The organism is Anaerococcus provencensis, from assembly GCF_000312365.2.
GTDB classification, from domain to species: domain Bacteria; phylum Bacillota; class Clostridia; order Tissierellales; family Peptoniphilaceae; genus Anaerococcus; species Anaerococcus provencensis.
The window spans coordinates 193414-220127 of the sequence record NZ_HG003690.1; the positions used below are offsets into that span (position 1 = coordinate 193414).

Here is a 26714-nt window from a genome sequence, read left to right on the forward strand (position 1 = left end):
TTGTTTAATTATTCTTGTGGTTCAAACATATCTTTGCCTACTCCACAAACTGGGCAAACCCAATCTTCTGGAAGTTGGTCAAATTCTGTTCCAGCTTCGATTCCGTTATCAACATCGCCTTCAGCTGGATCATAAATGTATCCACATGCTGTACATACGTATTTCATACCAATGTCTCCTTTCATTGTTATTACATATATATTATACCACACATTTTGTTTTTCTATCATATTTTGACAGAAAATTATTAAATTATTGAATTTGTCAATGTTATTTAGAATTCTTTGGGTATAAAGTTAATAAGTTAAGAGGAGCTAATTATGGAGATTATTAGAAATTTGCTTCACTCCGATCTTTTACTTATCAAAGAATTTAGAGATGATACAACTGCATTTCTCGAAAATCTAAATCTTGATGAAGATATGATTTTTAAACTTAGGCTTATTCTAGATGAGCTTATAGTGAATTCTTATAAACATGGCAATGCAAAAGATTTTGATAAGATTATAGAAGTCATAATCCTAATTGATAAAGATTATTGTATGATAAAGGTTAAAGATGAAGGTGAAGGTATAAATTATGGCAAGGATAGAAACTTACTATCTCATCACGGCAGGGGAATACAGATAGTAAATACTTTATCTGATAATTTGATAGTCAAAGATAATATGGTAGTAGCTTTTGTTCGTCTCTAAAGCATGCTATAAATACACCTAGCGATTTTAATTCTAGGTGATTTTTTATGTGTTTAATTGATAATGATATAGTCTAAGATATAATATATTGATAGAATTTATAAGTTTGAAAGAAGGAATTATGAGAAGAGAAGATGTAAGAAATGTTGCAATTATAGCCCACGTTGACCACGGCAAAACTACCCTTGTTGATGGACTTTTAAGAACTGCAGGAACATTTCGTGAAAATCAAGCGGTAAATGAAAGAGTAATGGATTCAAATTCTATAGAAAAAGAAAGAGGGATTACTATCCTTTCTAAGAATACTGCAATCCATTATGAAGATAAGAAAATAAACATAATCGATACCCCAGGACACGCTGACTTTGGTGGTGAGGTAGAGCGTGTTCTAAATATGGCTGAATCCGTTGTCCTAGTTGTAGATAGCCACGAAGGACCTATGCCACAAACTAAGTTTGTCCTTAGAAAAGCTATAGAATTGGGACTTCCAGCAATTATTTGTATAAATAAGGTTGACAGGCCTGATCAAAGAATTGATGAAGTAGAGGATGAAATCCTAGACTTATTTATATCACTTGATGCGGATGAATCATACTTAGAAAGTCCATTTGTATATGCGTCAGCAAAAAATGGTTGGGCAAGCCTAGACAAGGGTCAAGTAAAGAACGATATGTCAGACCTTTTGGATACAATAATAGATTACACACCTGCCTTTGAAGCAGAGGAAGATGCACCATTTAAAGTTCTTGTATCAACTACAGACTACAATGACTACCTTGGATCAATTGCCATAGGCAAGGTTGAACAAGGGGTTATCAAGAAAAATGCAGATGCAATAATCACAAACTACAACGAAGAAGATAGGAAAATGAAATCAAAAATCGTAACTATCTATGAATTTGATGGCTTAAATAGAGTGGAAGTCGTGGAAGCTAAATTTGGATCAATAGTGGCTCTTTCTGGTATGGAAGATATCTCAATTGGAGATACTATTGGAACAGAAGCGGACCATGAACCAATTGAGTTTACCAAAATATCCGAACCAACACTTTCTATGACTTTCTCAGTAAATGATTCACCATTTGCTGGTCGTGATGGAAAATATGTTACAAGTAGACATATAAGGGATAGGTTATTTAAAGAAAAAGAAACAGATGTTTCACTAAAAGTAGAAAACACAGATTCTACAGAAAGCTTTAAGGTTTCAGGTCGTGGAGAGCTTCACCTTTCAGTTCTAATCGAAAATTTAAGACGTGAAGGTTATGAATTCCAAGTTTCTAAACCAGAAGTAATGTATAAAGAAATAGATGGTAAGAAAAATGAACCTATAGAAATCGCCACAATAGATGTAGATCAAGAATACACAGGTTCTGTCATAGAAAAATTGGGACGCAGAAAAGGCGAGCTAATTGACATGACTCCAACATCTTCTGGCTATACCAGAATGATTTTTAGAATACCTGCAAGGGGTCTAATAGGCTATAGAACAGAATTTCTAACTGATACTAAGGGTACAGGTATCCTAAACTCAGAATTTGAAGGATATGCTCCATATAAGGGAGAGATTGAAACTCGTCAAGATGGATCTCTTATAGCTAGTGAGCAAGGTATAGCTCGCGCCTACGGCCTAAACGCTGCCCAATCTAGGGGATTATTGTTCGTAGAAGCAGGAGATGAGGTTTACGAAGGTCTTGTAGTTGGTATGAACCCAAAGGGCCTAGATATAGATGTCAATGTATGTAAGCAGAAGAAACTAACAAATACCCGTGCGAGCGGTTCTGACGATGCCATCATGCTAACGCCAGCCAAAAAAATGAGTGTGGAAGAAATGATGGAATTTGTTGAAGATGACGAGCTAATTGAAATAACACCAAATAATCTAAGAATTAGAAAGAGAATACTAGATTCAAACCTAAGATACAAATCAAAGAAAAATAAGTAGGTGAAATATGAACAAAAGATTTGAAAAAGTCCTAAGTCAAACAATAAGCATTATAATCCTAATAATATTTGTGACTACAATAATCTCTATGAGATCTCCAATTTGGCTTGTCACATATATTTGGGCCTTTGCTTTTTTACTTGCCTGGATTTTGATGCTAGTTTTTGCCCTACACATACTTTTACAAAAAGATGCCTTTGGATTTTCTATACTAACGGCTATACTTACTGCCTTAGCCTTTGGACTACTTAGCATACCAGCTATACTTGTCCTATCAAGGTTTGTACCACAGATACCAGCAACTATAAGCTTTGCTAATCAGTTGCTAAACAAAAATAGTCAAATGATTTTATACACAAGTCTTATAGTCTTGTATGTTTTTCACCTAATAAACTCACTAAAACTTAAAAGAGCTATGACCAATAGTCAAGATTTATCAGAAGAAAGTCTAGCTTATGATCATGAGGATACATCTGATAATAATTTATTTGATGATAATCTTAAGGATGAAAATGAAGAAATTACCAAAGAAAATAATAATATTTCTAGTGAAGACCTAAAAATTGGTGAAAAAATTGTCTTTGAATCTAACAATGATGAAAAAATAGAGTATAATACTGAAAAAGTGATTTTTGTAGAAGATTTAACAGATGAAGATTTAATCAATGAAGAAGGCGAGGGAAATAATGGTTAAAGACAATGGAGTATCTCTATCAGTAATTAAAAGATTACCAAAGTACTACAGATATTTAGAAAGTATCAATGATAAGGGGATTGTAAGAGTATCATCAAAAGAACTTTCTGAGATCACTGGCCTTACGGCCAGCCAAATCAGACAAGACCTAAACCACTATGGCTGCTTTGGTCAACAAGGATATGGCTACAATGTAAGAGATCTTATGGATGAATTATCAAAGATAATCGGCGTTGATAAAGAATACAAAATGGTACTAATTGGCTATGGTAATATTGGCCATGCCCTTTATCAATACGAATCTTTCAAAACCTTAGGCTACAAATTTAGTGCAGTTTTTGATAAAGAGCCTAATAAAAATGCACCTTCTGACTTAAAAATAGAAGATGTTGACAATCTTGCGACTTATCTTAAAAACAACAAGGTAGATATAGGAATAATTGCAACTCCAAAAGAAGCAAGCCAAGAGATTTGCGATGTACTTTGTGATGGCAATGTAAAGGGTATATGGAATTTTTCTCCAGTAGATTTAAAAACTAAAAATGGAGTAGTGTTAGAAAACGTACACTTAGATGAATCATTGTTTACACTTACATATTTCATCAATTCTCCACAGGACTATAATTTTTAATGAATATATTATCGGCAAGCAATTTAAGTAAGTCTTATCCTACTAGGGATATATTTACTGATATTAGCTTTATAATAGAAAAGGGTGATAAGGTTGGTCTTATTGGCAACAATGGGGCTGGCAAATCCACCCTTTTTAAAATTTTAGTAGGAGAACTATCTAAGGATAGTGGAGAAATCTATATACCAAATGGCCTAAAAATCGGCTATCTAAAACAACAACTATCTACTGACACCGACCAAAGTATCTATGATCATTGTATGGGAGTTTTTTCAAATCTTATCGGCATAGAAAAAGAGCTGAGGTCAATTGAAAAGGAACTTACAAGAACTGACCTTTCTGAAGAAGAAATGAATAAGCTCTTGGAAGATCACAATAGATTATTTGAAAAGTTTGAAAAAAACAACGGCTACTCTATAAAGTCTGAACTTGAGGGAACCTTAAAAGCCATGGGCTTTGAGAGCGAGGACTTTGATAAGAGCATAAGCACTCTATCAGGTGGACAAAAGGCAAGGGTAGAGCTTGCCTATCTCTTGTTAGAAAAACCAGATTTGATTTTACTAGATGAACCTACCAACCACTTGGATATCAACGCCATCAGATTTTTGGAGAATTTTATTAAAAACTATGATGGATCCGTTGTGGTAATTTCCCACGATAGGTACTTTTTGGATGCGACTGTAAATAAAGTTTTTCTTATGGAAAATGGGTCGCTTAATATTTATGCGGGCAACTACACTAGCTTTATGCAAAAAAGAAAGAAAGATTTAGAAGTAAGGCTACACCAATACAAGAGCCAGCAAAAGGAAATCGCTAGGCAAGAAGAAATTATTGATAGACTAAAAAACCAAGGCGGTTCCAAAAGAAAAAGAGGAATATCTCAATCAAGATCTAGGCAAAAACTTCTTGACAAGATGGAAAGAATTGAAGCACCAGATCAAATAGCCAATGCAATGAAGCTAAAATTCACCCCTAGAATTCAAAGTGGAGAAGATGTTCTTAAGGTGGCTAAACTGGCAAAAACTTATGATGACAAAGAAATTTTCAAAAATATTAGCTTTGATATTTTTAGAAATGAGAGAACAGCTATTATTGGCGAAAATGGAGTTGGGAAAACAAGTCTATTTAAAATCATTTTGGCTGAAGAAACTCCTTCCTCAGGCAAAATAAAAATTGGTCAAAGTGTAAATATCGGATATTTTGACCAGGAACAAAAATCTTTGAATTTGTCTAATACTATATTTGAAGAGATATCAGATACTTATCCAATGCTAACTAACTTTGAAATCAGATCATATTTGGCCAAGTTTATGTTCTATAATGAAGATGTGGATAGAGAAATATCTGAACTTTCCGGTGGTGAGCGTGCTAGAATATCGCTTTTAAAACTAATGATATCTGACACCAATTTTATCCTAATGGATGAGCCAACCAACCACCTAGACATTGATTCAAAGGAAATCTTAGAAGATGCCATACTTGACTATGAAGGAACTATTTTAATTATAAGCCACGACAGGTATTTCTTAAACAAAATTGCAGTCAAAATCCTTGAAATGAAAGATGATGGCATGAGCGAATACCTTGGTAATTATGACTATTATGTTGAAAAGCAGAAAGAAATGATGGCTAAGGATAAGGAAAGTCAAACTATTTCAAAAACTCAGCTAAACAAAGAGAAAAAGAAGCAAAATCTTAAACGCAACGAGATAAAAAAATAAAAAATGATATTAAAAAAATCGAACAGAAGATGGATGAAGTTGAAGAGAGGTTAGAAGAACTAAACAATCTCACTATATCAGCTGATTTTTATCAAGACCAAGACTTGGTAAAAGATACCTTTGCACAGATTAAATCTTTGGAAGAAGAAAAAGAAAACTTGGACGAAACTTGGTTTGAACTTAACTTATCCTTGGAAGGATAGATTGTAAATAATAGGAAGGAAAATAATGAAGATTACCAACAACTTGGATAGAAAATCCAAAAATAATTTGAGAGTTGGTCTTATCTTGTTACTGGTTTTTTTCACCCTATGGTATGTAAAGCCAGTTAGCTCTTTTTTGGTGAGCATTTATGCTGTCATAAGACCAATTTTGTTGGGCTTTGCTATGGCTTTTGTCATAAACTTACCTATGAACTTTTTTCAAGATAAAGTTTTTGGCAGACTATTTGACCCCAAAAAGCATAGAAAACTTATACTAATCTTATCTTTGATTTTTAGCTGGCTCATATTCTTTGGGGCAGTCACTTTGATTTTGTTAGTAATAATACCAGAGACCATAAATGCATCTCAGACTGCTATAAAAAATATTCCAGCCTTTGCTGATGCACTTATAAAATATACAGAAAAAATACCAGCTTTGAATAAAGCTATAGTTGATATTAGGGATCAAATTGGAAACTTTGATCTAAACAACATATCCGACAAGATAACTAGCTACATAAGTGGTGAGAAATCAAATGTCCTAAATCGTGCTCAAAGTATTTTATCATCAGTAAGTTCGACCCTGATTGCTATAGCAATGGGTTTCATATTTTCTATTTATGTCAGCATCAATAAGAAGAGCTTGAAAATAAACTCCAATAAGTTCTTATATGCTAATTTTGATGAAAGTAGAGCGGATACTATAAATTATCTGTGCAAATTGACCTATGATGCCTTTGCCAAATTTTTAGACACGAGGTTTTTGTCATGTTTTGCTCTAGGAGTTTTTAACTACATAGGTATGAAAATCTTGCAATTGCCATATGCTGGTATGATTTCAATCTTGGTTGGAGCCCTTGATATTATCCCATACTTTGGTCCAATTATAGCGGCTGCCTTTGGAATGCTTATGATATTTATCCAATCACCATTTCAATCATTAGTATTTATAATATTTTTGGTAATACTCCAACAAGTCCAAGAAAATATTTTTTATCCATTAGTTATTGGCAAACACTCTGGACTACCAGCTATATGGATTTTTGTGTCTGTATTTTTGGGTGGAAGATTATTCGGCATCATGGGCATGATTTTATTTATGCCTCTTGCAACAGTCTTTTATACCTTAAAAGAAGATAGAACTATAAAAAAACTAAAAGAAAAAGAAATTGATGAACAAAGTCTAGGAGAAAAAGCCAACAAAAACTTTGAGCAAATGCGCAAAGAAAGACTAGAAGAAGATTTTACTAAAGAAGAAGTAGAGCAAATAATGTAATTTGCCCTACTTTTTTTCAAATATAATTAGAATATAGCCATCTTTTATTTTTATAGTAAAATCTCTGCCATAAGTTTCATTTGAAACTCCTAGACTATCGGATATCTCCATATCATAATTATCCAGTTCATAGTAAAGTCCCTTTATAGTAAGGCCCTTTGCAACTTCAGATAGGGCAAATATTGACACATAATAATCATCTTCAAATTTTTGGGAAAGCTCATCTCCTATAATTATTAGTTCCTTATTCTTTGATTTAAGCCTTACATCTATGCCCATCTTTTTAAATTCGAGAGCATTTCTAATATTTGATATAGTATGGGACTCACGGCCTCCTAAGCCTCCATAAATTATTATTTCCTTATAGCCCTTTTCTTGGGCAATTTTCATGGCTGACTTTGTGTCGGTATCATCTTTAATGGGACTTAGTTTTATAACATTTCCACTTTTAGGTAGGCTAGTTGAATCAAAGTCTCCCACAATAAAGTCAGCTTTTAGGCCCTCCTTTTTTACATATTCATAGCCTTTATCAGCAGCAATTACTAGGTCATCATCTTGGATTTGGTCATAAAAACCATCAAATTCGCCACCAGCGATTATATAACATTTACTCAAAATTTCCTCCTTAGGATTTCTTATATAGATTATATACCAAATTTTATTTTAGAGAAAAAATTGGGTAAAATTATTGTGACTTACTAGGAGAAAACAAATGAACAAATTAGATGAAAGATCAAAAAACATACTCAAAATAATACTTATAGGACTTGGGGTATTTTTTATCTTCTGGTATCTTAGGGAAATTTTGGATTTTGTAGGCAAATTTATAAGGATTATCCAACCCTTCATCATAGGATTTATGTTAGCCTACATCATAAATATACCTATGAACTTTTTCTATAGGTTGATTAGAGAAAATTACAAGGATCCAAAGCAAGAGAAGGCAATTCGTGGCGTATCTTTAGTTTTATCCTGGATATGCGTCTTGCTATTTTTAACCTTGCTATTAAATATCTTCATTCCACAAATTATCAAATCTGCCCTAACCTTAATCCGCAAATGGCCAGTTTTTGTAGATGAGACCTATAAAATTTTGAAGAATAATCCCCTAACAAAAAACTATGCTAATGATTTTAGGGAAATAACCGAGGATGTAAATTGGCTAAGTGTGAATGGACCTATTTTTAAATATATAAATACCAACAGCAAATCATTGCTTACTATGACTTCAAGTATAATAAATTCAATTGGTTCAAGTGCCATTACTATATTTACTGTGGTTGTCTTTTCAATCTTTGTACTTATTTATAAAGATATGCTAAAATTAAATGGAAATAAGTTGCTCTATGCTTTTCTAGATGAAAAAGATGCGGACTATGTAAATAAAGTTTTTTCTTTATCCTACCACACCTTTAAAGACTATATTTATTCTAGGATGATATCAGTGGCCTTGCTTATTGTCCTAACTTATATTGGCATGATAATTTTTGCCATACCAAATGCTCCTATGATTTCAATATTGGTGGGTCTGTCTGATTTGATTCCAATCTTTGGTCCTATAGCTGGAGCTGGAATATCTGCAGTAATTATATTTATTGAATCCCGATCAAGGCCCTTATATTTTTGATATACGATGTGATTATGCAACAAGTTCAAGAAAATGTAATCTATCCTGCCATTGCCAATGCCCAAGTAGGCCTTCCTGCCGTTTGGGTCTTGGCTTCAGTAACTATAGGTGGTTCACTTTTTGGTATTGTGGGTATGCTTGTTAGTATCCCAGTTGCTTCTGTTTTATACGCTCTAGCCCATGAGAAGGTTGAACAAAGACTTATGAAGAAAGGTTTCAATCAAAAAGATATTATGGATAAGCAAAAGAAGAATTTTATTGAAGGATACAAAGATGAAACTAAAAAATAGTCAAGTAGGTAAGTTTGTGCCAATAAATGTCCCTCAGGGTATTTACTACGGTGGTTTTCAAAATTCTCTCATGCACATGGGGGTAAACAAATTTTATAGAGACAGGTCTTGTGTGGTGACAGCCTTTACCAACACCTATCTTTATCTCTACCACAGAGATGAAATCTTTACCCTTGAAGAATACAATGCCTATCATTATGAATTTTTTAAAAAACTCAGACCCCATGCAAATGGAGTGCCCACAGCCCTTGCCCTTGATAGAAGGAGCAAGAGAATAATAACTGATAGGAATCTTAAACTTAATAGTCATGTTATGGAAGACTTTATATTTAAGAAGAAAAGCAAAAATCAAAAGATTGATTTTATCAATGAAGCTTTGTATAGGGACCTACCTGTAATTTTTATAAATTGGTCAAGCCCTGATGTAAAAGTTATGAGCCATCATGGGGTGACTATTACCGAATGTAATGATATGGGAGATCACCACGAGCTTCTTATATCAAGCTGGGGCAGACCATACAGAGTCGATTTTGATCAATTTGAAAGGCAAAGTAGAACTTATAGTGGACTTATATATTTTGAAAGGAAAGATTATGGCATATCTTAAATGTGAGATTTATATACCTGATGAAGATAAGTGGAATTTAATAGATGCACTAAATAAAGATGGATTTTTATATGATGACGGATATGATTCAGTCTTTGCAGAAAGTTCTGTGCTAGGTCATTTCACTCCTCTTTCTGGATCAAATCCCGACATAGGGAAGATAGGAGAGCACACATGCGTTAAAGAAGCAAAGTTAGAATTTAGGATAAAAGAAGTCGATAAGGACAGAGTTTTAATGATAATAAAAGAAAACCATCCTTATGAAGTTCCTGTTATTAATTTTATGAAACTAGTCTAAGGAGATTTGATGAAGAAAGTACAAGACAGATTACAAAGAGGAAATGGCCTTATAATGCCTATATTTTCTATACCATCATCTTATGGAATAGGAACATTTGGCAAAGAAGCTTATAATATTGTGGATTTTATATCTGATGCTTCTATTAGATATTGGCAAATTTTGCCATTGGGACAAACTTCCTATGGCGATAGTCCCTACCAATCATTCTCATCTTTTGCTGGCAATCCATACTTTGTAGACTTGGATATGCTAATAGAAGATGGTCTCTTGGAAAAAGATGATTTGGAGTCGCTAAATTTTGGTGATAACGATAGATATGTTGACTATGCTATCCAATACAATCTAAGATATAGGATATTAGAAAAAGCCTATGAAAACTCCAAGGGAAAACTCGATAAAGAGATTAAAGCTTTTAGAAAAGAAGAAGCATTTTGGATAGAAGATTATGCCCTGTTTATGGCTATAAAACGTGACTCTCTTGACATTAGTTGGATTGAATGGGATGAGAAATTACGTGATAGGGACAAAACTGCTCTAAAAGAATTTAAAGAAAAACACCAAGAAGATATTGATTTTTATATTTTTATCCAATATGAATTTTTTAAACAATGGAATGAACTAAAAAAATACGCCAACAGGAGAAATATTCAAATCATCGGAGACTTACCAATATATGTGGCCTATGATTCTTGCGATGCTTGGGTCAATTATGATATATTGAAGTTAGATCCAGAAAGCAAAGAAGCTATCACAGTTGGAGGAGCTCCACCAGATGCCTATTCTGAAGATGGCCAGCTGTGGGGCAACCCTGTATACGATTGGGATAAGATGAAAAAAGACTCTTATAGCTTTTGGGAAAAAAGAATAGAGATGGCCTTTAGAACCTATGATCTTCTAAGACTCGATCATTTTAGGGGATTTGAAAAGTTCTATGCCATACCTGCAAGCGATGAAAATGCCAAATTTGGTGATTGGATAGAAGGCGGAGGCTATGACTTTTTTGATCATATAAAAAAGAAATTCCCAGACAAACAATTTATTGCAGAAGATTTGGGTTATATAACTAAAGAGGTCGATGACCTAAAAGATACTTATGGTTTTCCAGGGATGAATGTGATTCAATTTGCCTTTGGTGAGAACTTTGATAGCAATTACTTGCCTCACAATTACTTGAGAAACTCTGTAGTTTACTCATCAACCCACGACTCATCAACTCTAAAGGGTTGGCTTGAAACTATGGATGAGGAAGACTTAGAATTAGTAGAAAGATACTTTGGTCTTGAGGAAGGTGATGACTACCAATGGAGGATCATCAGAAATCTTATGGCCTCAGTTTCTGATTTGGCTATGTTTGAAATCCAAGATTTCTTGGAATTGGACAACACTTCACAAATCAATAGTCCGGGAACTTTGGGTGACAATTGGAAGTGGAGAGCGAAAAAAGAAGATTTTACTGACAGTCTGGCACTAAAAATCAAAGAAATGTCCAGATTATATGGGAGATACAATGGATAAAATAGAAAAAAATAAATTTATAGAAAATTATGTAGAAAACCTACAGAGGATTACTCTGAAAAGTTTTGATGAAACAAGTGAAAAAGATAAATACGATGCCCTTTGCGACACAATAATGGAACGTATAAACCAAAGTTGGAGGCAAAGTAAGGCAAATGCTCGCCATGAGAAAAGTGCTTATTATTTTTCTGCAGAGTTTTTGATAGGTAAGTCCCTAGGAAATAACCTCATAAACCTAGGTATTTATGATGAAGTAAAAGAATTATTAGACGAGATTGACGTTGATTTTGAAGCCATAGAGGATTATGAAGACGATGCTGCTTTGGGTAATGGTGGCCTAGGCAGACTTGCGGCTTGTTTTATGGATTCTGCAGCAACCCAAGATATCAATATGTACGGCTATGGAGTTCGCTACCGTGAGGGGATTTTCAAACAAACATTTGAAAATGGATTTCAAAAAGAACACGGTGATAGCTGGATAAAAGATGGAGATGGCTGGTCCATTAGAGTTGATTCAGACTCAAGAATTGTCAATTTTAGGGACCAACAGGTAAAGGCTGTTCCATTTGATATGCCAGTTGTTGGATATAAAAATGGCAAGGTAAATACCCTAAGACTATGGCAGGCAGAACCATTTGAAGAATTTGAATTCGATAAGTTTAACAATTTTGAGTACGATGCGGCAGTTGCCAAAAAGAACAGGGCAGAGGATATAACAAGGGTTTTATATCCAAACGACATGCAAAGAGCTGGTAAAGTTCTAAGACTTAAGCAACAATATTTCTTTGTATCTGCTTCAATCCAAGACTTGGTAGAAAAATATAAGAGATATTTCTCAGATGACATGCGCTTTAAAAACTTCCACAAATACCATGTCATCCAACTAAACGACACTCATCCAAACATAGCAATTGCTGAACTAATTAGAGTTTTGGTTGATGAAAATGGTCTAAGTTTTGATCAGGCACTTGAAATATGTAAAAAAGTATTTGCCTTTACTAACCACACAGTCCTCCAAGAAGCTATAGAAAAATGGCCAATTGACATAGTTGAGGAAGTATCCCCAAGATGTCTAGAAATTATCTATCAAATCAATGATGCTTTAGTAAAACACTTTAAAGACGAGGGCTTATCTGATTTTGACATTGACCCATATAGGATTGTTATAAATGACCAAGTTCATATGGCAAATCTTGCTATATATGTTGGATTTTCTGTAAACGGAGTTGCAGCACTTCACACAGAAATACTAAAGGCTGATACATTCAAGCATTGGTATAAGATATTCCCAGATAAATTTAATAATAAGACAAATGGTATAACACCAAGAAGATGGTTAGTGTATTCCAACCGTCTATTATCAAGCTTTATTACAGAAAAACTTGGCAATGACAATTGGATCTATAATCTAGACGAACTTAAGGGCTTAGAAAAATTTGCTGATGATGAGGCGACATTAAAAGAGCTATGGGATATTAAACAAAAAAATAAAAAACGCCTAGCTTCTTATATTCTTGAACACGAAGGAATCAAGATTGACCCAGAATCAATCTTTGATATTCAAGTAAAGAGAATCCACGAATACAAACGCCAACACTTAAATATACTACACATAATATATTTGTATCATCAGCTTAAGAAAAATCCTGACATGGACTTTTACCCAACAACATTCATATTTGGTGGAAAGGCAGCTCCAGGATATTTCAGAGCCAAGGGGATAATAAAGCTTGCCAATGAAGTAGCAAGGGTTGTAAATAATGACCCAGATGTAAATGACAAGATGAAGGTTGTCTTTGTAGAAAACTTTAGAGTTTCTTATGGAGAAAAGATATACCCAGCAGCAGATGTAAGTGAGCAAATATCAACAGCTGGTAAGGAAGCATCTGGTACTGGCAATATGAAATTTATGCTAAACGGGGCTCCAACTCTTGGAACTTTTGACGGGGCAAATATTGAAATATTTGAAGCGGCTGGAGAAGAAAATAACTACAGGTTTGGCGCAAGTGTAGAAGAGCTAATGGAAATTGAAGACACTTACAATCCTAGAAAGCTTTACCAAACAGATATGGATATTAAGGATGCTGTTGATGCCCTAGTAAATGGTGAGCTTGATGACAATAACTCCTACATGTTCCTTGATATTTACAATGAATTGATCAATCCGCAAGATGGATCACGTGGAGATAGATATTTCATCCTAGAGGACTTTGAAGCTTACAAAAAAGCACATGAGCAAATAAATATTGATTACAGAGACAAATTAGCATGGTCAAGAAAATGTCTGATAAATATAGCTAATGCTGGATACTTCTCATCAGACAGGACTATTATCGACTATGCAGATGATATTTGGAAGATAGATTCTCCAAATTATTAGGAAGTAGCTTATGAATTCACAAGTATTTTGGGGCTTAATGATTCCCTTAATTGGCACATCCTTGGGTTCAGCCCTGGTATTTGTCATGAGGGACCAGATTAATCCAAAAGTTCAAAAGGGCCTATCAGGTTTTGCAGCAGGCGTTATGGTTGCTGCAAGTATCTGGTCGCTTTTGATACCGGCCATGGATATGGTTGATGTCAAAATGGACAAATTTAGCTGGATACCAGCTACTGTTGGTTTTTTGATTGGAATATTCTTCTTGTTATTTTTGGATAATTCCATACCCCACCAACACATTGATTCAGACCAACCTGAAGGACCAAAAAACAATTTAAGATCAACGACAATGATGGTATTAGCTGTAGTAATCCACAACATTCCTGAAGGAATGGCAGTTGGTGTTACCTATGCTGGTGCAATATATGGCAAGGGTTCTGTAAGCCTCGCCCAAGCCTTGGCCTTATCACTTGGTATAGCCATACAAAACTTCCCAGAGGGAGCGATTATATCAATGCCACTAAGGTCAGCTGGCTTAGATAAGAAAAAATCTTTCTTAGCTGGAGTAGGATCAGGCGTGGTTGAACCTATTGCAGCTCTTGTTACCATCTTGTTATCACAAATAATGATTCCAATACTACCATATCTATTGTCATTTGCTGCAGGAGCTATGTTCTATGTAGTAGTAGAAGAGCTAATCCCTGAAGCAACAGGCGAAGGAGAGACCCATACTAACATAGGAACTCTTGGTTTTGCTGCAGGATTTGCAATAATGATGATACTAGATGTTATGCTTGGCTAACCCCTTAGTCCCTAGAGGATTTCGGGGTCTTTTTTATCGGCCAATTACTACCCTTTATAAGCAAATAATAGTAACATATTAATAGAAGAACAAAGAGGGGAATTATGAACTATCTTACAAATTTTATTAATTCTATACTTTTAATTAGAATTACAGATATTATAGACATTGCAATCATAGCATTTGCTGTCTATAAGCTATTTTCATTGCTAAGAAATACCAGGGCAGAGCAAGTTTTAAATGGACTTGTTATTGTGCTGATTATAGCTTCATTAGCAGATATTTTAAACCTAAATACAGTAAGCTGGGTTATGAACCAATTTTTGACCGTGGCTTTAGTATTCATTATAGTGGTCTTCCAACCAGAGCTAAGATCAGCCCTTGAGAGGATCGGCCGTGGTAGAACAATCCTAACCCGCGATAGGGTAAAAAGAAACGAAAAAACGATAGATGAACTAGTTAGAGCAGCAAGCTCTCTATCTCGCCAAAAGATTGGCGCCCTTGTTGTGATCCAAAGAGAGGTTGGCCTAAATGATATAGTAGAAAGCGGAACAGAGCTTCATGCCGATGTATCAAGCGAACTACTGATTAATATATTTATTCCAAATACTCCCCTTCACGATGGTGCGGTAATAATAAATGAGAATGAAATAATAGCAGCAGCTTGTTATTTGCCTTTGTCCAATTCAAATACAATTTCTAAGGAACTAGGTACCAGGCATAGGGCGGCCATTGGTATATCGGAAAGATCTGATTGTATAGTCCTTGTAGTATCTGAGGAGACAGGAAATATTTCTGTTGTAGAAGGTGGTAGGATAGATAGGTATTTTGATGATGATTCACTTAATATCAGACTAAAAAAAGACTTATTTTACCAACCAACTGACCAAGAAAAAAAGGATGATAATGATGAAAACGACTGATAACAAATTAAAAATCCTTTCAGTTCTACTAGCTATTTTTATGTGGACCTATGTAACCAATTCGACAAATCCCAATGTAAATAAAGTTTACAGGGGCGTGCCAGTTGTCATAAAAAATCAAGATGATCTTGAAAGAAATGGCTACACCATAATAGGAAATAATGACAACATCACAACTACATTAAAACTTAAGGGAAGCAGAGAAAAGCTTATAGACTTAAGGCCTGAAAATATTTATGCATCAGTAGACATATCTGACCTGAAAGAAGGAGTCCAATCCTTAAATATAAAGGTGGATATACCATCTGGCATAAATGTGGAAGATGCCGACCCCAGTCAGATTACCTTAAATATACAAAAAGTAATAGAAAAAAGATTACCTGTAAATTATGTTATATCTGATCAAATAAAAGATGGAAAAATAGTAGAACTTAACGAAATAAACCCCAAAGAAATAACGGTAAAAGGTCCTGCCAGCCTTATAAACAAGGTTGACAGAGCAGAAGTAAAGATTGACGATCCAAGCCTTATAGATGGCCAAGTCCACAATGTCAATATAAATGTCTTAGATCGTTCTGGCAAAAAGCTTGCTAATCTAGATATTTCTGACGAGGATGCCAACATATCCTTTAGGGTTTTTGAAACAAAAAGAGTGCCAATAAAGATTGATGCCAATGGCTCTATAAACCCATCTTATGAGATGACAGAGGCATACACTGCTCCAGATTCTATAGTAATCAAAGGACCAGAATCAATAATCAAAGAAATAGACGAAGTTTTAACTGAACCTATTAATCTATTTAACCTAAAGACATCTAAGAGCGGAGAAGTAAAACTAAAACTACCAGAATCTGTTGAAGTATACGATGGAGATGATGTAGTAACTTACAAGATAGATGTTCAAAGAAAAGCAAGAGCTGGTATAGATATAAAGACTGAAGACGAAGATGACAAATGAAATCGTAGAAAAGCTTGAAGATGCAGGATTTGAAACCTATCTTGTCGGTGGATGTGTCAGAGATGAACTTCTATATCGAGATAATTTTGACATAGACATCACAAGCCAAGCTAGGCCTGATGAAATTCTTGAAGTTTTCAAAGACTATAAGACTATCGATATAGGTAAAAAATTTGGAACCATAAAAGTTATTCTAGACTCAAGTGAATATGAAATCACTACTATGAGAACAGAAAATGCCTACGTTGACAAGAGACATCCTAGTCTTGTTTATTATACTGACGATATCTATGAAGATTTGAAAAGACGTGATTTTACCATAAATGCTATGGCAAAGAGAAAGGAAATCATCATAGATCCCTTTAATGGTAAAGATGACCTAGAGAAGAAAATCATAAGGGCAGTGGGCAATCCTTATGATAGGATAAGTGAGGATATGTTAAGATCTCTGAGGGCTGTGCGATTTGCAACAGTCCTTGGTTTTGATATAGATAAAAACTTAAAAGAAGCCATAAGAAGTCAAAGTAAATATATTAATGATATATCAAAAGAACGCATCCAAGATGAGGTAAACAAGATTTTGTTGGCAACAAAGCCATCAAGGGGCATAAGGATTTTGGATGAATTGAATTTGTTAGAATCTATATTTCCAGAAGTAAAAAAAACTATAGGTTTTGACCAACATTCAAGCCACCATGCCGATGACGTATTTAAGCACACCCTAAAGGTCCTAGATAAGACTCCACCAATCTTAGAAGTAAGGATGGCAGCTCTTTACCATGATGTGGGCAAAATCGATACATTTTTTATAGATGAAAATGGTGAAGGCAGATTTTTTGGTCACCAGAATCTTTCGGAAGAACTTTTGATAAAGCGTCTTAAAGAATTGAAGTATTCTAAAAAATTTATAGAAGATGCATCTATCTTGGTAAAAAGACACATGGATAATACCAATACCTACAGCAAAAAATCTATTAGAAAGCTTCTTAGAAACATTGGAGAAGAAAATCTAATAAATTTATTTGCTCTCCAAAGGGCGGACGTCCTATCAACCAAACATGCTGATGATTCTAATATTGACTTGGGACTTAGCCTACTAGCTGAGGTAAAAGATGACGATATACCCAAGAATCGCAATGAAATTGAAATCAATGGCAATGACCTAAAAGACTTGGGTTTTAAAGAAGGCAAAGAATTAGGAAATACCCTAAGAGAAATAGAAAACTTAATTTATGAAGAGAAACTAATCAACAATAAAAAAGATATTATAAATTACCTTAAAGAAAGACTTGATATTGTTGATTGATAGCTAAATTGAAGTATATTAACAAAATGAGTAGCTATCAAGCAGGAGGAATAAATGACAGAATTAAAATCTCATGAAAATAATATTGCAAAATTTGAATTTGATGTAAAATATGACGACTTTGAAAAAGCTATAAACAAGGTTTATAACAGAAATAAGAAAAGATATAGACTAGATGGCTTTAGAGCTGGTCACGTACCTAGAAGAGTTCTAGAAAAAATGTACGGCCCAGAAATCTTCTACGATGAAGCTATCCAACTAGTATTCCCAGAACCTTATGAAAAAGCAATCGAAGAACTTGAACTTGAACCAATTGATCAACCAAATGTTGACCTTGACGATATCGAAAAAGGCAAAGACATCACTTTCAAAGTTGATGTTGAAACGAAACCACATCCAGTATTAGGCAGCTATGACAATCTAATCATAGAAGAAGTTGAAGCTGAAGTTACTGATGCTGATATCGAAAACGAATTAAAGAAACAACAAGAAGAAAATGCTAGACTAATCCCAGTAGAAGATAGAGAAGCTAAAGAAGGAGATACAGTAAATATCGACTTTGACGGCTACCTAGATGGGGAAAGATTTGAAGGCGGCAAAGCTGAAGACTACGACCTAGTACTAGGTTCAAAGACATTCATCGAAGGTTTTGAAGACCAAGTTCAAGGTCACAAAGTTGGCGACAAATTTGATGTAAATGTAACATTCCCAGAAGATTACCAAGCAAAAGAATTCCAAGGGAAAGATGCCAAATTTGAGGTAGAAATCAACTCTATTACAGAAAAAGAACTACCAGAAATTGACGATGAATTTGCTATGGACATCTCAGAATTTGAAACTCTAGATGAATTAAAAGCGGACATTAAAGAAAAATTAAAAGAAGAAAAAGAAAACTATAGAACAAATATGATGCAAAACCAAGCTATCGATGCCCTAGTAAGAGCAAGCGAAGTAAGTGCACCAGAATCTATGGTAAATAGTGAAATTGATATCGAGATGCAAAATCTTGACCAAAGATTACAACAAATGGGTATTTCTCTAGCTCAATATGTTGAAATGACACAAATGGATATCAATGAAATCAGAAACCAATACAAAGAACAAGCTGAAGCTAGAGTAAAAGCTAACCTTGTAATTGACGAAGTTGCTCTAAAAGAAGGCTTTGAAGTAAGTGATGAAGAAATCGAAGCTGAAATCAACGAATCAGCTAAGATGTATGGGGTTGATGATATCGAAAAATTCAAAGAAATCTTTAGCAAAAATGTATCTGATGATACAGTAAAAGAAAATATAAGAAGACGTAAGGCTGTTGAATTCTTAGTAGAAAAAGCAAAAGCTCTACCTCACGAAGAATACCACAAAGCAGTAGGTGAAGACCACGACCACAGCCACGAAGAAGATTCTAAAGAAGGCGAAGATAAATAAGATATCGCAAACCCTTAATATATAAGGAGATTTGTAATGAATACTAAAAATTACCTAGTTCCAACGGTAGTAGAACAAACAAACAAAGGCGAAAGAGCCTATGATATATACTCAAGACTTCTAAAAGATAGGATTATTTTCCTATCTGGCGAAGTCAACGATCAAATGAGCGATATCATCATCGCCCAACTCTTATTTTTGGAAAGCGAAGACCCAGATAAGGACATCCAATTTTATATCAACTCCCCAGGTGGAGTTGTTACAAGTGGTCTTGCTATATACGATACAATGAATTATATCAAACCTGATGTTTCAACTATCTGTATAGGCCAAGCTGCTTCAATGGGTGCAGTACTCTTATCATCTGGAGCAAAGGGCAAGAGATACTCTCTACCAAATTCAAATATAATGATCCACCAACCATCTGGTGGTGCCCAAGGTCAAGCTTCAGACATAGTGATCCAAGCTGAACAAATCATCAAAATCAAAGAAAGATTAAACAAGATTTTGGCTGATAACACTGGTCAAAAACTAGAAAAAATAGTAAAAGATACCGACAGGGACTTTGCAATGACAGCTCAGGAAGCCCTAGAATACGGACTAATTGACCAAGTAATTGAAAGTAAGTTAGATTAATGGCAAATATTGAAAACGACGATATAAGATGTTCATTTTGTGGCAAGGATTCTAGCCAAGTAAAAAGAATAATAGCTGGACCAAATGCATACATTTGTAATGAATGTATAGACCTTTGTTCTGAAATCATTAACAATGAAGTTGGATTTACTGAAGATGATGGCGAGGACTATCAACTTGAACTATCCACACCTGCAGAAATCGATGAATTTTTAAATGATTATGTTATTGGTCAAGATAAGGCAAAAAAGACCTTGGCAGTAGCTGTCTATAACCACTACAAACGCATTAGTTCCAATAATATAGACGATGAGGTCGAGCTTAACAAGTCAAATATTTTGATGCTAGGACCTACTGGTTCTGGTAAGACTCTCCTTGCTCAAACCCTTGCCAGAAAGCTCAATGTTCCATTTGCTATAGCAGATGCGACAAGTCTTACAGAAGCAGGTTATGTTGGCGAGGATGTCGAAAACATAATATTAAAGCTAATTCAAGCAGCAGACTATGATATAGAAAAAGCTGAACATGGGATTATCTATGTAGATGAGATTGACAAGATCACTCGTAAGAGCGAAAATCCATCCATAACTCGTGATGTCTCAGGTGAGGGAGTCCAACAAGCCTTGCTAAAACTAATAGAAGGTACTGTTGCTAACGTTCCACCACAAGGTGGCAGAAAGCACCCAAGCCAAGAGTATATCCAGGTAGATACTTCAAATATTTTGTTTATACTTGGTGGAGCCTTTGATGGTATTGAAGATATCATCAATCGCAGAGAAGCTCAAAAAACTATAGGTTTTGGTGCAGAGATCAAGTCAGTAGACCACAAGGCAAATCTAGCTGATGTGAATACAGAAGACTTATTAAAATTTGGTTTGATACCTGAATTTATTGGCAGGGTTCCAATAATAGTAACACTTGATAGCCTAGATTGTGATGCCCTAGTGAGAATATTAAAAGAACCAAAAAATTCGCTAATCAAGCAATACCAAAAAATGTTTGAATTAGATAATGTCAAATTGACTTTCAAGGATGATGCTGTTATTGAGATAGCTAACAAGGCTATAGCCCAAAAGACTGGAGCTCGTGGTCTTAGAACTATCCTTGAAGATTTGCTTTTAGATGTTATGTATGAAATACCATCAAAAACTGACATTAAAGAAGTAATTGTTACAAAAGAATCTATTGACGATAAGTCAAAACTAAAATACAAGAAAAGATAAGAGAGATTTGAAAAGGGGGATGGCTTACCATTCCCTTTTTTGAGAGGAAAATATATATGAGCGATGTTTATAAAATAAGCACAAATGAATATCCTCTTGTTCCACTAAGGGGACTATGGGCATATCCAAATACCATACTTAATTTTGATTGTGCAAGGCCTATATCCAAAAAAGCCATAGAAGATGCGAACATTAGAAACACAGATGTGTTTTTAGTAAATCAAAAAAATGTATTTGAGGAAAACCCAAAGGCGGATGGACTCTATGATTTTGGTATGGTTGTAAGTATCAAGGAATCATTTAACTTGCCAAATGGAGATATTAGAGTCTATGTCCAAGCAAAGGCGATTGCAAAGATTGAAGAAGTAAAAATTGGCGAGGGATTCTACAGGGCAAGCGTCACTGAATATGAATATATAGAAGAAAATGAAAAAGACACTAAGAAAAAGCAAGCTCTTAGAAAACTACTTATAGAAGATTTCAAAACATATGTAGAGCTAGATGGCAATACTTTTGACGATTCAGTATTTTCCATAAGCGAAGTTACCAATCTTCATAGGTTGGCTGATATCATAATATACCACCTAGACTTAAGGGCAGATGAATATTATGAGCTTTTAGCAGAGCTTGATTGCGAAAAAAGACTAACCCTCCTTCACCAAATTCTTATGAAAGAAATAGACTTAAAGAATCTTTCTAATGAAATTGACCAAGAAGTTCAAGAAAATATCAACCAATCCCAAAAAGAATACTATCTTAGAGAAAAAATTGACGTCATAAAAAAAGAACTAAACGAGACGACAGGGGAATTTGACAACGAGACTGATCAATTGAGGGAAAAAATAAAAAAACTCAAAATTGATAAGGACAGCAAAGAATCCTTGCTAAAAGATCTATCACGTTTGGAAACAATACCAGAAATGAGCCCTGATTATGGAGTGATTAGTTCATATCTCGACTTTACAGTAAACTTACCCTGGTCAAAAAAGACCAAAGATCTTTTAGACATTAAGAGAGCAGAAAAGGTCCTAAACGAAGATCACTATGGCCTAGATGAAGTAAAAGAGAGAATATTAGAATCGATTGCTGTAAGAATTAAGAACAAAAACAACCAAGGGTCTGTGATATGTTTAGTTGGACCCCCAGGAGTGGGAAAGACTTCTATAGCCAAATCTATAGCAAGAGCCCTTGACCGCAAATTTGTTTCTATGAGGCTTGGTGGTGTAACTGACGAAAGTGAGATCAGAGGCCACAGGAGAACCTATGTTGGAGCAATGGCTGGAAGACTTATGAACAATATCAACAGGTGTGGGGTCAAAAACCCAGTGTTTTTGCTAGATGAGATTGATAAATTGGGTTCTGATTTTAGGGGAGATCCATCATCTGCCCTCCTAGAAGTTCTAGATTCTGAACAAAATGATAAATTTATCGATAGATACCTAGATATACCCTTTGACCTATCAGATGTGTTTTTCATAACAACTGCCAATGACCCAAATGAAATTCCTGATCCCCTATACGATAGATTAGAGATAATAGAGATCTCTGGCTATACAATGAACGAAAAATTAAATATAGGAAAAAAATATCTAATCAAAAAAGAATTGGAGAAAAATGGCCTCAAGGAAGACGAACTTACAATTTCTGATGCTGTGATAGAACATATAATCAAAAACTACACTAGAGAAGCTGGTGTTCGTGAACTAGAGCGACTTATTGATAAGATTTGTAGAAGAGCTGTAAAGGAAATCTTAGAAGGCAAAGATAAGGTTAGAGTTACAATGACAAACTACAATAAGTACCTAGGAAGAGAAAGATTCTTAGACGATCATATCTCTCGTGAGGATAAGGTTGGCGTTGTTAATGGCCTTGCTTGGACATCTGTAGGTGGAACCATGCTAACCATTGAAGCAAATGTAATGGATGGCAAGGGTAGTGTAGAATTCACTGGATCTCTTGGGGATGTTATGAAAGAATCTGGTCAAGCAGCTATGACCTATATTAGGTCAAATGCCAAAGAACTAGGAATTCGTGGCAAATTCTATGACAACAAGGACATACACGTCCATATACCAGAGGGAGCAACTCCAAAGGACGGCCCATCTGCAGGTATAACTATGACAACAGCTATGGTATCTTCACTTACTGGCAAAAAGGTGAGAAACAACATAGCTATGACTGGTGAAGTAACTATAACAGGAACTGTTCTTCCAATAGGAGGACTAAAGGAAAAAGCCCTTGCAGCCTATTCATATGGAATAAGGGATGTAATAATTCCAGAGAAAAATAAGAAAGATACTGAAGATATACCAAAGGAAATCAGAGATAAGATTAACTTTATTGAAGTTTCCAATGTTTCTGAAGTATTAGATAGGGCCTTGATATGAAATTTAAAAGTATTGAATTAGAACAAGTAGCTGGATTTAAGTCCCAATGGCCAAGTGAAAATATCGAAGAAATTGCCTTTGTGGGCAGATCTAATGTTGGTAAATCCTCATTTATAAATGCTTTCTTGGGTAGAAAGTCTTTGGCTAAGACTTCGTCAATACCAGGCAAAACTAGGACTATCAATTTTTATAACATAGATAATAAATTTAGACTAGTAGATCTACCTGGTTACGGATATGCCAAGGTGAGCAAAAAAGAAAAGGAAAAGTGGGATAAATTAATAAACGAATATCTACATGATAGGGAAAACTTAAAGGAAGTCTTTCTCCTTGTAGATATTCGCCACGAACCAACTGACCTAGACCTGCAAATATATGATTGGATCATAGATTCAGGCTTTACTGGCTTTATCATAGCCACAAAATACGACAAAATTTCAAAAAATCAACTACAAAAACACATAAGTGCTATTATGAAGAAATTAGACGTTGAAGATGAAGGGCTGATATTTGCCTATTCATCTGAAAACAAGCACAATTTGGGCGTGATACACGAACAAATTGAAGTAATAATAAATAACTAGTAGTATATCTAATCAATAAATTGCTCAAAAGTTTAGAATTTTGCTTTTAATATTTATATTAGGGTGTAATATTCCTTTGAGCAATACTATATTGTGCTTATATACCTAGCAAAACAAGGACATTGCAAAATAATGTTAAAGTTTCAAGTCTTGTTATTTAGAAGCCTTGTATATATTTGAAATCTTTGTTAGTATATAAGCACTATAATACATAACTTCAGGAGGGATTATGAAGTACAAAAAAATATTACCATACATATTATCATTCTCTATGCTTTTAACAGCATGTGGAGGAAATGGAGCTGACAATAAGCCAGCAGAAGAAAAGACAGAGACAGAACAAACAGAGCAAACAGAAGTAGAAGAAAAAGAAACTACTGAGACTGAAAGCTCTAAAGAAGATGCAACAGGGGAAACATTTGAAGGTAAGGCAAAAGGCTTTAAGGGAGATGTTATAGCTAAAGTTACCTTTGATGGAGACAAAATAGCATCTATTGAAACAGAAAATGAAGAAACAGAAGGTCTTGGCGCTGCTGCTATCGAAAAACTTATTCCAGAAATGGTAGATAACCAAACAGTTAATATAGATACAGTATCTGGAGCTACATTCTCATCAACAGCCCTAATTGAAGCTGTAAGCGCAGCAATTACTGAAAGTGGCAGAGATGTTGCTGACTTTCAAAATGAAGTTGCTGGCGACAAAGAAAAGACAGAATCAAGTAAAGACGTTGACGTTGTTGTAGTTGGTGGTGGTGGAGCAGGATTTGCAGCTGCAGTAACCGCTAAAGAAAACGGCGCAGATGTAGTATTACTAGAAAAAATGCCACAAGTTGGTGGTAACACATTAATCTCTGGTGGAGAATACGCTGCTCCAGAAAACGACCTTCAAAAAGAAGAAGGAATCGAAGATAGCAAAGAACAATTCGCGAACGATGTAAAAGAAGCTGGCGGAGATCCAGAACTAATAGATGTCCTTGCTGATCATGCAACAGAAGATGCTTATTGGCTACGTGACGATATCGGAGTTGAATGGTTAGACAGCCTAATGTTCTTTGGTGGACACTCTGTAAAAAGATCACTAATACCAGCAGCTCACTCAGGTAACGAACTAATTAAAAATTACCTTAAAAAATGTGAAGAACTTGGCATTGAAGTAATCACAGAAGCAGATGTCAAAGAGATTCTTACAGAAGATAACAAAATCACTGGAGTAAAAGCTGAAACTGATGATGGAGAATTGACAGTTAATGCTAAATCAGTTGTTCTTGCAACAGGTGGTTTTGGTTCAAACGATGAAATGACATATGAAAACGACCATGAAATAGACGAATACGTAAAATCAACCAACTCACCAGGAGCTACAGGTGATGGTATCATCATGGCAGAAGCTCTAAATGCTGATACTGTTGATATGGATAAAATCCAACTTTATCCAGTATGTGACCCAGAAACAGGTAGACTACTATATGTAGGAGATACAAGACTTGTTGGTGGTGCTCTACTAGTAAACAAAGAAGGTAAGAGATTTGTTGAAGAGCTAGGAACAAGACGTGAAATTTCTATGGCTATCAAAGCTCAAACAGACCACGTTGGATACCTACTTTGGGATGAAAAATCAAACGAAGTGACAGGAACAATGGCATCAAACCCAGAAGAAGCTGAAGAACAATTCGAAAAAGGAAACCTTGTTAAGGCAGACACAATCGAAGAATTAGCTGAACACTTTGACCTTGATAAAGACCAATTATTAGAAACAGTTAAGACATTTAACGAAAACTCTAAAAAAGAAGAAGACCCAGAATTCAACCTAAGAATGCTAGGTTGGACAATCGAAGAAGGTCCATACTACATGCTAAAAGCAGCTCCAGCAGTTCACCACACAATGGGAGGACTAAAGATCAATACAGATGCTCAAGTAATAGACAAAGATGGCAACCCAATCGAAGGTCTATACGCAGCAGGTGAAGTAACTGGTGGAATCCACGGATCAAACAGACTTGGATCAGCAGCTATAGCAGATATCACAGTATACGGTAGAATAGCTGGTGAGAACGCAGCAAACTTTGCAAAATAGAAGAAATTATAGAAGGGGGCTGTTGCAAAAGTCCTAACATAGAAAAAAGACGAGGAAGCTAAACATCCTCGTCTTTTTCTGATACAATGTATTTATGAAAACCGTTACAAATACATCATCACTAACTAATTTTACACTAGTTAATGATACAATTCAATTAAAATTAAACTTTAATACAGAAATATACATTCAAAATGATGTTAAACTAAGGCTTGTAAAAAATATAATTGAAAGGATAGATCTAGCAGAATTAAAAAAAGTCTACTCATCATTTGGAAGAAAACCTACTGTAAATCCAGTAACTATGCTGGAAATAATAATATTCTGCTATTCAGAAGGAATATTCTCATCAAGGGAAATAGAAAAATCATGCAAATATGATCTAAGAATAAAATATTTACTAGATGGACAAAACCCACCAGATCATTCTACCATAAACAGATTCAGACAAAAAATAGTAGAACTAACACCCAATCTATTAAATCAAATGGTCCAAATACTAATAGAAGAAAAA

At 34.9% G+C, this 26714-nt stretch carries 26 protein-coding genes; 24 read left to right on the forward strand and 2 right to left on the reverse strand.

What is annotated here, in order from left to right; genetic code table 11:
* Nucleotides 1–8: 8 nt before the first annotated feature.
* Nucleotides 9–167 carry a rubredoxin gene (gene rd, locus BN38_RS09690; RefSeq protein WP_019190929.1) on the reverse strand — a complete coding sequence of 53 codons (159 nt, stop codon included), beginning with the start codon at nt 165–167 and terminating at the stop codon, nt 9–11.
* Between the two features lie 153 nt (nt 168–320).
* On the opposite strand from rd, the gene BN38_RS09695 reads away from it, so the two are divergent.
* From BN38_RS09695 to BN38_RS09720, 7 genes are all read left to right on the forward strand, one after another.
* A complete protein-coding gene (locus tag BN38_RS09695; RefSeq protein WP_044567365.1) occupies nt 321–695 on the forward strand; it encodes an ATP-binding protein in 375 nt (124 codons plus the stop codon).
* 121 nt (nt 696–816) lie between these two features.
* On the forward strand, nt 817–2637 hold the full coding sequence (typA, locus tag BN38_RS09700; RefSeq protein WP_044567367.1) for a translational GTPase TypA: 1821 nt from the start codon (nt 817–819) through the stop codon (nt 2635–2637).
* A 7-nt stretch (nt 2638–2644) separates the two neighbouring features.
* Entirely contained in the window at nt 2645–3331 is a 687-nt protein-coding gene (locus BN38_RS09705; RefSeq protein ID WP_044567368.1) for a DUF3488 domain-containing protein, read from the forward strand.
* The gene (locus BN38_RS09710) at nt 3324–3962 is read left to right on the forward strand and encodes a redox-sensing transcriptional repressor Rex (RefSeq protein WP_044567371.1); all 639 of its coding nucleotides are present in this window, start codon (nt 3324–3326) and stop codon (nt 3960–3962) included. Before BN38_RS09705 ends, BN38_RS09710 begins: the two co-directional genes overlap by 8 nt.
* Nucleotides 3962–5683 carry a ribosomal protection-like ABC-F family protein gene (gene abc-f, locus BN38_RS09715; RefSeq protein WP_044567374.1) on the forward strand — a complete coding sequence of 574 codons (1722 nt, stop codon included), beginning with the start codon at nt 3962–3964 and terminating at the stop codon, nt 5681–5683. Before BN38_RS09710 ends, abc-f begins: the two co-directional genes overlap by 1 nt.
* A 29-nt stretch (nt 5684–5712) precedes the next feature.
* Entirely contained in the window at nt 5713–5886 is a 174-nt protein-coding gene (locus tag BN38_RS11465; RefSeq protein WP_230197781.1) for a hypothetical protein, read from the forward strand.
* Between the two features lie 25 nt (nt 5887–5911).
* Nucleotides 5912–7162, forward strand: coding sequence for an AI-2E family transporter (locus BN38_RS09720; RefSeq protein WP_044567376.1), 1251 nt, complete (start codon nt 5912–5914; stop codon nt 7160–7162).
* A gap of 6 nt (nt 7163–7168) precedes the next feature.
* Here BN38_RS09720 and BN38_RS09725 read toward each other — a convergent pair whose 3' ends face one another.
* Nucleotides 7169–7777: a thiamine diphosphokinase gene (locus tag BN38_RS09725; RefSeq protein WP_044567378.1), complete on the reverse strand. Its 609-nt coding sequence runs from the start codon at nt 7775–7777 to the stop codon at nt 7169–7171.
* A 97-nt stretch (nt 7778–7874) separates the two neighbouring features.
* On the opposite strand from BN38_RS09725, the gene BN38_RS09730 reads away from it, so the two are divergent.
* The 17 genes from BN38_RS09730 to BN38_RS09805 form a co-directional block, all read left to right on the forward strand.
* On the forward strand, nt 7875–8789 hold the full coding sequence (locus tag BN38_RS09730; RefSeq protein WP_094777104.1) for an AI-2E family transporter: 915 nt from the start codon (nt 7875–7877) through the stop codon (nt 8787–8789).
* Nucleotides 8790–8803: 14 nt separating this feature from the next.
* Nucleotides 8804–9079, forward strand: coding sequence for an AI-2E family transporter (locus tag BN38_RS11555; RefSeq protein ID WP_094777105.1), 276 nt, complete (start codon nt 8804–8806; stop codon nt 9077–9079).
* Nucleotides 9063–9686: a hypothetical protein gene (locus BN38_RS09735; RefSeq protein WP_044567381.1), complete on the forward strand. Its 624-nt coding sequence runs from the start codon at nt 9063–9065 to the stop codon at nt 9684–9686. The genes BN38_RS11555 and BN38_RS09735 overlap by 17 nt, the downstream gene beginning before the upstream one ends.
* Nucleotides 9673–9984 carry a hypothetical protein gene (locus BN38_RS09740; protein ID WP_044567383.1) on the forward strand — a complete coding sequence of 104 codons (312 nt, stop codon included), beginning with the start codon at nt 9673–9675 and terminating at the stop codon, nt 9982–9984. Before BN38_RS09735 ends, BN38_RS09740 begins: the two co-directional genes overlap by 14 nt.
* Before the next feature lie 9 nt (nt 9985–9993).
* Nucleotides 9994–11502, forward strand: a complete 1509-nt coding sequence (malQ, locus tag BN38_RS09745) for a 4-alpha-glucanotransferase (protein WP_044567386.1) — start codon at nt 9994–9996, stop codon at nt 11500–11502.
* The gene (locus BN38_RS09750) at nt 11495–13882 is read left to right on the forward strand and encodes a glycogen/starch/alpha-glucan phosphorylase (RefSeq protein WP_195890901.1); all 2388 of its coding nucleotides are present in this window, start codon (nt 11495–11497) and stop codon (nt 13880–13882) included. Before malQ ends, BN38_RS09750 begins: the two co-directional genes overlap by 8 nt.
* A gap of 10 nt (nt 13883–13892) precedes the next feature.
* On the forward strand, nt 13893–14684 hold the full coding sequence (locus BN38_RS09755) for a ZIP family metal transporter (protein ID WP_044567387.1): 792 nt from the start codon (nt 13893–13895) through the stop codon (nt 14682–14684).
* A gap of 104 nt (nt 14685–14788) precedes the next feature.
* On the forward strand, nt 14789–15607 hold the full coding sequence (gene cdaA, locus BN38_RS09760) for a diadenylate cyclase CdaA (RefSeq protein ID WP_044567390.1): 819 nt from the start codon (nt 14789–14791) through the stop codon (nt 15605–15607).
* Nucleotides 15594–16565, forward strand: coding sequence for a CdaR family protein (locus BN38_RS09765; RefSeq protein ID WP_230197782.1), 972 nt, complete (start codon nt 15594–15596; stop codon nt 16563–16565). The genes cdaA and BN38_RS09765 overlap by 14 nt, the downstream gene beginning before the upstream one ends.
* Complete coding sequence (locus BN38_RS09770) at nt 16555–17871, forward strand: CCA tRNA nucleotidyltransferase (protein ID WP_044567395.1); 1317 nt, start codon at nt 16555–16557, stop codon at nt 17869–17871. Before BN38_RS09765 ends, BN38_RS09770 begins: the two co-directional genes overlap by 11 nt.
* 54 nt (nt 17872–17925) lie before the next feature.
* The gene (gene tig / locus BN38_RS09775) at nt 17926–19296 is read left to right on the forward strand and encodes a trigger factor (RefSeq protein ID WP_044567397.1); all 1371 of its coding nucleotides are present in this window, start codon (nt 17926–17928) and stop codon (nt 19294–19296) included.
* Between the two features lie 36 nt (nt 19297–19332).
* On the forward strand, nt 19333–19932 hold the full coding sequence (clpP, locus tag BN38_RS09780; protein ID WP_044567399.1) for an ATP-dependent Clp endopeptidase proteolytic subunit ClpP: 600 nt from the start codon (nt 19333–19335) through the stop codon (nt 19930–19932).
* Nucleotides 19932–21155: an ATP-dependent Clp protease ATP-binding subunit ClpX gene (gene clpX, locus BN38_RS09785; protein WP_044567401.1), complete on the forward strand. Its 1224-nt coding sequence runs from the start codon at nt 19932–19934 to the stop codon at nt 21153–21155. The genes clpP and clpX overlap by 1 nt, the downstream gene beginning before the upstream one ends.
* A 56-nt stretch (nt 21156–21211) precedes the next feature.
* Entirely contained in the window at nt 21212–23542 is a 2331-nt protein-coding gene (gene lon / locus BN38_RS09790) for an endopeptidase La (RefSeq protein ID WP_044567403.1), read from the forward strand.
* Nucleotides 23539–24126, forward strand: coding sequence for a ribosome biogenesis GTP-binding protein YihA/YsxC (gene yihA, locus BN38_RS09795; RefSeq protein ID WP_044567405.1), 588 nt, complete (start codon nt 23539–23541; stop codon nt 24124–24126). The genes lon and yihA overlap by 4 nt, the downstream gene beginning before the upstream one ends.
* A gap of 229 nt (nt 24127–24355) precedes the next feature.
* Nucleotides 24356–26200, forward strand: coding sequence for a flavocytochrome c (locus BN38_RS09800; protein ID WP_044567407.1), 1845 nt, complete (start codon nt 24356–24358; stop codon nt 26198–26200).
* Nucleotides 26201–26294: 94 nt separating this feature from the next.
* The coding region (locus BN38_RS09805) for a transposase (RefSeq protein ID WP_044567553.1) at nt 26295–26714 on the forward strand (420 nt) is incomplete at its 3' end.

What these genes read in the sequence shown, in the direction of transcription:
- rd (WP_019190929.1), bottom strand. Translation starts at nt 167, where the DNA reads ATGAAATACGTATGTACAGCATGTGGATACATTTATGATCCAGCTGAA.
- BN38_RS09695 (WP_044567365.1), top strand. Translation starts at nt 321, where the DNA reads ATGGAGATTATTAGAAATTTGCTTCACTCCGATCTTTTACTTATCAAA.
- typA (WP_044567367.1), top strand. Translation starts at nt 817, where the DNA reads ATGAGAAGAGAAGATGTAAGAAATGTTGCAATTATAGCCCACGTTGAC.
- BN38_RS09705 (WP_044567368.1), top strand. Translation starts at nt 2,645, where the DNA reads ATGAACAAAAGATTTGAAAAAGTCCTAAGTCAAACAATAAGCATTATA.
- BN38_RS09710 (WP_044567371.1), top strand. Translation starts at nt 3,324, where the DNA reads ATGGTTAAAGACAATGGAGTATCTCTATCAGTAATTAAAAGATTACCA.
- abc-f (WP_044567374.1), top strand. Translation starts at nt 3,962, where the DNA reads ATGAATATATTATCGGCAAGCAATTTAAGTAAGTCTTATCCTACTAGG.
- BN38_RS11465 (WP_230197781.1), top strand. Translation starts at nt 5,713, where the DNA reads ATGGATGAAGTTGAAGAGAGGTTAGAAGAACTAAACAATCTCACTATA.
- BN38_RS09720 (WP_044567376.1), top strand. Translation starts at nt 5,912, where the DNA reads ATGAAGATTACCAACAACTTGGATAGAAAATCCAAAAATAATTTGAGA.
- BN38_RS09730 (WP_094777104.1), top strand. Translation starts at nt 7,875, where the DNA reads ATGAACAAATTAGATGAAAGATCAAAAAACATACTCAAAATAATACTT.
- BN38_RS11555 (WP_094777105.1), top strand. Translation starts at nt 8,804, where the DNA reads ATGCAACAAGTTCAAGAAAATGTAATCTATCCTGCCATTGCCAATGCC.
- BN38_RS09735 (WP_044567381.1), top strand. Translation starts at nt 9,063, where the DNA reads ATGAAACTAAAAAATAGTCAAGTAGGTAAGTTTGTGCCAATAAATGTC.
- BN38_RS09740 (WP_044567383.1), top strand. Translation starts at nt 9,673, where the DNA reads ATGGCATATCTTAAATGTGAGATTTATATACCTGATGAAGATAAGTGG.
- malQ (WP_044567386.1), top strand. Translation starts at nt 9,994, where the DNA reads ATGAAGAAAGTACAAGACAGATTACAAAGAGGAAATGGCCTTATAATG.
- BN38_RS09750 (WP_195890901.1), top strand. Translation starts at nt 11,495, where the DNA reads ATGGATAAAATAGAAAAAAATAAATTTATAGAAAATTATGTAGAAAAC.
- BN38_RS09755 (WP_044567387.1), top strand. Translation starts at nt 13,893, where the DNA reads ATGAATTCACAAGTATTTTGGGGCTTAATGATTCCCTTAATTGGCACA.
- cdaA (WP_044567390.1), top strand. Translation starts at nt 14,789, where the DNA reads ATGAACTATCTTACAAATTTTATTAATTCTATACTTTTAATTAGAATT.
- BN38_RS09765 (WP_230197782.1), top strand. Translation starts at nt 15,594, where the DNA reads ATGAAAACGACTGATAACAAATTAAAAATCCTTTCAGTTCTACTAGCT.
- BN38_RS09770 (WP_044567395.1), top strand. Translation starts at nt 16,555, where the DNA reads ATGACAAATGAAATCGTAGAAAAGCTTGAAGATGCAGGATTTGAAACC.
- tig (WP_044567397.1), top strand. Translation starts at nt 17,926, where the DNA reads ATGACAGAATTAAAATCTCATGAAAATAATATTGCAAAATTTGAATTT.
- clpP (WP_044567399.1), top strand. Translation starts at nt 19,333, where the DNA reads ATGAATACTAAAAATTACCTAGTTCCAACGGTAGTAGAACAAACAAAC.
- clpX (WP_044567401.1), top strand. Translation starts at nt 19,932, where the DNA reads ATGGCAAATATTGAAAACGACGATATAAGATGTTCATTTTGTGGCAAG.
- lon (WP_044567403.1), top strand. Translation starts at nt 21,212, where the DNA reads ATGAGCGATGTTTATAAAATAAGCACAAATGAATATCCTCTTGTTCCA.
- yihA (WP_044567405.1), top strand. Translation starts at nt 23,539, where the DNA reads ATGAAATTTAAAAGTATTGAATTAGAACAAGTAGCTGGATTTAAGTCC.
- BN38_RS09800 (WP_044567407.1), top strand. Translation starts at nt 24,356, where the DNA reads ATGAAGTACAAAAAAATATTACCATACATATTATCATTCTCTATGCTT.